General features: G+C 70.3%; 1 protein-coding gene and 1 pseudogene. Both read left to right on the top strand.

Going from position 1 to position 7136, the window contains the following annotated elements:
* Positions 1-84: pseudogene (locus AB0G04_RS44060) on the top strand (KR domain-containing protein); the annotation flags it as partial.
* 27 nt (positions 85-111) lie between these two features.
* The coding region (locus AB0G04_RS44055) for a type I polyketide synthase (protein ID WP_360996691.1) at positions 112-7136 on the top strand (7025 nt) is incomplete at its 3' end.

Raw genomic sequence — 7136 nt, 5'->3', positions numbered from 1 at the left:
GCTTATGCGGCTGGCAATGCTGCTCTGGATGCTTTGGTGCAGTCGCGTCGTGCGGCCGGTAGGGCTGGTACGGCGGTGGCGTGGGGTCCGTGGGCTTCCGGCGGTATGGCGGTGGAAGGTGATGCCGCTGACTATCTGTCGCGTCGTGGTCTTCTGCCGATGGACCCGGACCTGGCGATCCAGGCGCTCGGCTTGGCCGTCGACGTCGGTGATGTGACCACGACGGTCGCGGATGTGGACTGGGCGAAGTTTGCGGGCACGTTCGCCGCGCAGCGTCCCGCACCACTGTTCAGCGAACTCGTCGCGGCGCCCGAACCGGCGACGGCCTCCACTGCCGGTGACAGTTTCGCGCGACGCCTGGCCGGTCTCTCCTCGGCCGAACAGCGGCGTGAGGTGCTGGCGCTGGTCCGGGCGCAGACGGCGAAGGCTCTGGGGTACGCCGACGCGTCCCGGGTGGAGGCGGGTACGGCGTTCCGTGACCTGGGCATCGACTCGGTGACTGCGGTGGAGGTTCGTACCGGGATCAACGCGGCCACCGGTTTGCGGTTGGGCTCGTCGCTGGTGTTCGACTACCCGACCCCGCAGGCACTCGCCGACCATCTGGTCCAGGTGCTGGGCCTGAGCGGGCCGGTCGGCGCCGCCGCACCGGTGGTGCCCGTCCGGGTCGACGGCGACGACATCGTGATCGTGGGCATGGCCTGCCGCTATCCGGGCGGCGTCGAGTCGCCGGAAGACCTGTGGCGGCTCGTATCCGACGGCGATGACGGCATGTCGACGTTCCCGGCCGACCGTGGCTGGAGGGTGCCGGACGGCGCCGGCTACGCCCAGGTCGGTGGATTCGTCCACGACGCGACCGGATTCGACGCCGGTCTGTTCGGGGTTTCGCCGCGTGAGGCGGTGGCGATGGATCCGCAGCAGCGTCTGCTGTTGGAGGTGTCGTGGGAGACGTTGGAGCGGTCGGGGGTGGATCCGCGGTCGTTGCGGGGTGCTCCGGTGGGTGTGTTCGTGGGTGCGTCGAATTCTGGCTATGGCACGGGTGGGTTGTTCGCGGAGACGGGTGACGGCCACGTTCTGACCGGTACGGCGAACAGTGTCATCTCGGGTCGGGTGTCGTATTCGTTCGGGTTTGAGGGTCCGGCGATGACGGTGGATACGGCGTGTTCGTCGTCGTTGGTGGCGTTGCATCTGGCGGTGCAGGCGTTGCGGTCGGGTGAGTGTGATCTGGCGTTGGCCGGTGGGGTCACGGTGATCACGGGTCCGGAGGTGTTTGCGGAGTTCGCCCGTCAGGATGGTTTGGCCTCGGATGGCCGGTGCAAGTCGTTTGCGGGTGCGGCGGACGGTACCGGGTGGGGTGAGGGTGTCGGGCTGTTGCTGGTGGAGCGCCGTAGTGACGCGGAGCGGTTGGGTCATCGGATTCTGGCGGTGGTGCGCGGTAGTGCGGTGAACCAGGACGGTGCTTCTAACGGGCTTACCGCTCCGAACGGTCCGGCGCAGCAGCGGGTGATCCGGCAGGCGCTGGCCGGTGCCGGTCTGAGCACGGCCGATGTGGATGTGGTGGAGGCGCATGGCACGGGCACGCGGTTGGGTGACCCGATCGAGGCGCAGGCGCTGCTGGCGACTTACGGCCAGGACCGGTTTGAGGATCGGCCGTTGTGGTTGGGGTCGGTGAAGTCGAACATCGGTCACACCCAGGCCGCGGCCGGTGTCGCGGGAATCATCAAGATGGTCATGGCGATGCGTCATGACGTGTTGCCGGCAACCCTGCATGTGGATGAGCCGACCACGCATGTGGACTGGACTGCGGGTGCGGTGGAGTTGCTGCGGGAGTCGCGGCGTTGGCAGGCCGACGGTCGGCCGCGTCGTGCTGGTGTGTCGGCGTTCGGCATCAGTGGCACGAACGCACACCTGATCCTGGAAGAACCCGCCGAACAGCCGGCCGGCGTCGTGACCGGCCCCGTCGCCGCCGACATTGCGGGCGTCGAGGGCCCGGTGGTCGATGGCCCGTTGCCGTGGCTCGTCTCGGCACGTTCGGCGGAGGCGCTGACCGCCCAGATCGCACGGCTGCGCGAAGCCGACCTGGATGCGGCTTCGGCCGCGTGGTCGCTGGCCACCACTCGGGCCGCGCTGGAGCACCGTGCGGTGCTTCTGGACGGTGTCGTCGCCGAGTCGGCGGTGGTGTCCGAGGGTGGTCTGGCGTTCCTGTTCACCGGTCAGGGTGCACAGCGGGCCGGGATGGGTTTGGCGTTGGCCGCCCGGTATCCGGTGTTCGGGGAGGCGTTCGACGCGATCTGTGCCCGCTTCGACCAGCTGCTCGATGTGCCACTGCGCGAGGCGATCGACTCCGACGCGGTCAACCAGACCGTTTACACGCAGGCGGGGTTGTTTGCGGTCGAGGTTGCGGTGTTCCGGCTGCTGGAGTCGTGGGGTGTCACCCCTGACTATCTGCTGGGTCATTCGATCGGTGAGATCGCCGCCGCGCACGTGGCAGGAGTCCTGGACCTGGATGACGCGGTCACGTTGGTGGCTGCTCGTGGCCGGTTGATGCAGGCGCTGCCGCCGGGTGGGGCGATGCTCGCGGTGCAGGCCACGGAGGCCGAGGTTCGTGAGGCGATCACCGGTCTGGACCTGGACATCGCGGCTGTCGACGGGCCGACCTCGGAGGGCCGGGACGGGCTCGCCGGTCGGGGTCTCGACATCGCGGCTGTCAACGGACCGGCGTCGGTGGTCGTCTCGGGTGACGCTGCCGCGATCGAGGAACTGGCATCCCGATTCGCCAAGACAACCCGGCTGACCGTCTCGCACGCGTTCCACTCGTCGCTGATGGAGCCGATGCTCGCTGACTTCGCGGTAGTGCTGGCGGGGCTCTCCTTCGAGGCCCCGCGGATCCCGGTGGTGTCGAATCTGACCGGTGAGCCGGTTGAGGAGTTCACCGCCGACTACTGGATCCGCCACGTGCGGGAGACCGTCCGGTTCGCCGACGGCGTGTCCTGGCTGGCGTCGAACGGTGTGACCCGGTGTGTCGAGGTGGGTCCGTCGGGTGTGCTGTCCGGGATGGCGGCGTTGACCGCACCGGATCTGACTCACGCCGCGGCACTGCGCAAGGACCGCGACGAAACCGAGACCCTGCTGCACGCGGCCGCGAAACTGTGGACGGCCGGAGTCCCGGTCGACTGGACGGCGATTCTCCCGGCGGCGCCGCGGATCGACTTGCCGACGTACGCGTTCCAGCGTGACCACTACTGGCTGACCCCGCTGGAGTTCCCCACGGCGTCGGCGGCGGACCCGATCGAGTCCGAGTTCTGGCGCATGGTCGAGGGCGAGGATTTCCAGGCGCTGTCGGAGATCCTGAACACCGAGGTTCCGGCTTCGATGGGCAGCGCCCTGGCGGCGTGGCGCCGGGACCGGGTGGCCTCCAGTGCGGTCGCCGCCTGGCGTTACGACGTCACCTGGCAGCCGGTGACCGACCCGGCGCGGGCCGCCGGCGGTTCCTGGATCGTGGTCACTCCGCACAACGGTGTCGCCGATCCGGTGGTCGCCGCGCTGAGCGACGCCGGCCTCGACATCGTCGAGCTTCCGGTCATGCCCGACGACATGGACCGTACGGTGCTGGCCGAGGAACTGGCCGCGATGAGCGCCGGGCTGGACCGTCTCGCCGGGGTCGTGTCCCTGCTGTCCCTCGACGAACCGGACGGCACCGGTGTGCCGGCCGGCCTGCTGACGATGGTGCAGGCCCTTGACGACAGCGGTGTGGATACCCGCCTCTGGTGTGTGACCCGGGGCGCCGTGTCGGTCGGCCGTTCGGACCCGCTGACCGACGTGTCGGGCTCCCTGGTGTGGGGCGCGGGCCGGGTCGCGGCACTGGAGTCCCCGCAGAGGTGGGGCGGCCTCATCGACGTACCGGCTGAGGTCGGCGAACGCGAAGGACGCAGGCTGGCCGGACTGCTCGGTGGCAACGAGGACCAGGTGGCGGTGCGGTCGTCGGGGGTGTTCGTCCGGCGGCTTCGGAAAGCCGTGCCCACCGGACCGGCCGAACCCCGGACGTGGGACGGCACCATCCTGATCACCGGCGGTACGGGTGCTCTGGGCGCCCATGTTGCCCGCTGGCTGGTGGGCCGTGGTGTGAACAGCCTGGTGCTGACCTCGCGCCGGGGCATGGACGCTCCGGGTGCTGCCGATCTGGTGGCCGAGCTGTCGCCGGCGCGGGTTTCGGTGGTGGCGTGTGACGTCGCCGACCGCGGCCAGGTCGCCGACCTCGTCGCCGGGATCCCGGACCTGCGCGGAGTGGTGCACGCGGCCGGAGTCGTCGGCATGGGACTGCTCGCGCAGACCGGCGCGGACGAGTTCGCCGGCATTCTGCGAGGCAAGGTCGCGGGTGCCGTACACCTGGATGAATTGACCTCCGATCTTGACCTTGATCTTTTCGTGGTGTTCTCGTCGATCTCCGGCGTGTGGGGCAGCGGGGGACAGGCCGCCTACTCGGCCGGCAACGCGTTCCTCGACGCGCTGGTGCAGACCCGCCGGTCGGCGGGCCGGACCGGAACCGCGGTCGCGTGGGGGCCGTGGGCCGAGGCGGGCATGCTGGTCACCGAGGACGGTGCCGAGGACTACCTGCGCCGTCGCGGGCTGAGGCCGATGGCACCGGCGCTGGCGATCCAGGCCCTGGCCGAGGCGATCGACGGCGACACCGGCTGCCTGACCGTGGCGGACGTGGACTGGGAGCAGTTCGGACCCGCGTTCACCGCCACCCGGCCCAGCCCGCTGCTGCAATCTGTGCTGCCCGCCGCGGCCGCACCGAGCGAGCCGGCGCAGGAACGCAACCGCTGGGCCGCGGAACTGGCCGCGCTGAGCGACGCCGAGCGTCTGCGGACCGTCCTCGGTCAGGTGCGGCGTACCGTCGCCGCGGTGCTCGGGTACGCCGACGTGGACCGGGTGCCGCCGAACCGCGCCTTCAAGGAACTCGGCATCGACTCGCTCACCGCCGTCGAACTCCGCGACCGGCTGCAGATTCTGACCGGGCTGTCACTGCCGGCCAGCCTCGCCTTCGACCACCCCAACGCCACCGCGATCGCCGAACTGCTGCAGGACCAGGTGACGGGGGCGGACACGACCGCACCGGTGCTCAAGGCCACCGCGACCACCGACGACCCGATCGTCATCGTCAGCATGGCCTGCCGCTATCCCGGTGGGGTCACCGGTCCGGAGGACCTCTGGCGACTGGTCGCCGAGGGCACCGATGCGGTCGGGCCGTTCCCGGCCGACCGTGGCTGGGACCTCGACGCACTCTTCGATCCCGAGGGAGCCCGGGCCGGCAGCTCCTACGTGCGGGAGGGTGGCTTCCTGCGGGACGCCTCCCTGTTTGACGCCGACATGTTCGGTATCTCCCCGCGTGAGGCGCTCGCCATGGACCCGCAGCAGCGGCTGCTGCTCGAGACCACCTGGGAGGCCCTGGAACGGGCCGGCATCGACCCGACATCCCTCAGCGGTACGCCGACCGGCGTCTACGTCGGCAGCAACGGTCAGGACTACACCACCGTGGCGGCGGCCGCGCCCGAGTCCGAGGGCTACCTCGCGACCGGGACGATCGCCAGCGTGATGTCCGGCCGGCTGTCGTACGCGTTCGGTCTGGAAGGGCCGGCCGTCACCGTCGACACCGCCTGCTCCTCGTCACTGGTGGCCCTGCACCTGGCCGCGCAGGCGCTGCGCCAGGGCGAGTGCGATCTCGCTCTGGTCGGCGGCGTCACCGTGATGACCACCCCGTACACATTCGTGGAGTTCAGCCGTCAGCAGGGTCTCTCCTTCGACGGCCGGTGCAAGTCGTTCGGCGCGGACGCCGACGGCACCGGCTGGTCGGAAGGCGTGGGCATGCTGGTGGTCGAACGGCTCTCCGACGCCCGCCGCAACGGTCACCGGGTCCTCGCACTGGTCCGCGGCAGCGCGGTCAACCAGGACGGCGCCTCGAACGGTCTCACCGCGCCGAACGGTGGAGCACAGCAGCGGGTGATCCGGCAGGCGCTTGCCAACTCGGGCATCACCACCGGCGACGTCGACATGGTCGAGGCACACGGCACCGGCACGAAGCTGGGCGACCCGATCGAGGCCCAGGCGCTACTGGCGACCTACGGCCAGGACCGGAGCCCCGACCGGCCGCTGTGGCTGGGTTCGATCAAGTCGAACATCGGTCATTCCCAGGCGGCGGCCGGTGTCGCCGGCATCATCAAACTGATCATGGCAATGCGGCACGACACGATGCCGCCCACGCTGTACGCCGACGAGCCCACCCCGCACGTCGACTGGACCGCGGGCGCGGTCGAGCTGCTCACCTCCGCCCGGCCGTGGAAGCCGAACGGCCACCCGCGCCGCGCCGCCGTGTCGTCGTTCGGCATCAGCGGCACCAACGCGCACGTCATCATCGAGGAGCCGGCCGCCGTCACCGACCCGCAGCTGGGCACCCCGCCTGTCGAAACCGTCCAGCCGTGGCTGGTGTCGGGCCGGTCGGCGGAGGCACTGGCCGGCCAGGTGGAGCGGCTGCGTGAATTCGTGGCGGCCGAACCGGCCCTGGATGCGGCATCGGTGGCGTGGTCGCTGGCCACCACCCGGGCGGCCCTGGAGCACCGTGCAGTACTTCTGGACGGTGTCGTCGCCGAGTCGGCGGTGGTGTCCGAGGGTGGTCTGGCGTTCCTGTTCACCGGTCAGGGCGCGCAGCGCATCGGCATGGGTACGGGCCTGGCGGCCCGGTTCCCGGTGTTCGCGGAGGCGTTCGACGCGATCTGTGCCCGCTTCGACCAGCTGCTGGACCTGCCGCTGCGCGAGGCGATCAACTCCGACGCGATTCACCAGACCGTTTACACGCAGGCCGGGTTGTTCGCGGTCGAGGTCGCCGTCTACCGCCTGCTCGAGTCGTGGGGTGTCACCCCGGACTATCTGCTCGGGCATTCGATCGGTGAGATCGCCGCCGCCCACGTCGCCGGAGTTCTCAGCTTGGACGACGCGGTCACGTTGGTCGCTGCCCGTGGCCGGTTGATGCAGGCCCTGCCGCCGGGCGGGGCGATGCTGGCCGTGCAGGCGTCGGAGGCTGACGTTCCGGAAGGTGTCGACATTGCGGCGGTCAACGGGCCGGATGCGATCGTGCTGTCCGG

The sequence above is a fragment of the Actinoplanes sp. NPDC023801 genome (assembly GCF_040639655.1).
GTDB lineage: Bacteria > Actinomycetota > Actinomycetes > Mycobacteriales > Micromonosporaceae > Actinoplanes.
The sequence above is the reverse complement of the archived record's forward strand: the minus strand, read 5'-3'. Positions and strand labels throughout refer to the sequence as shown.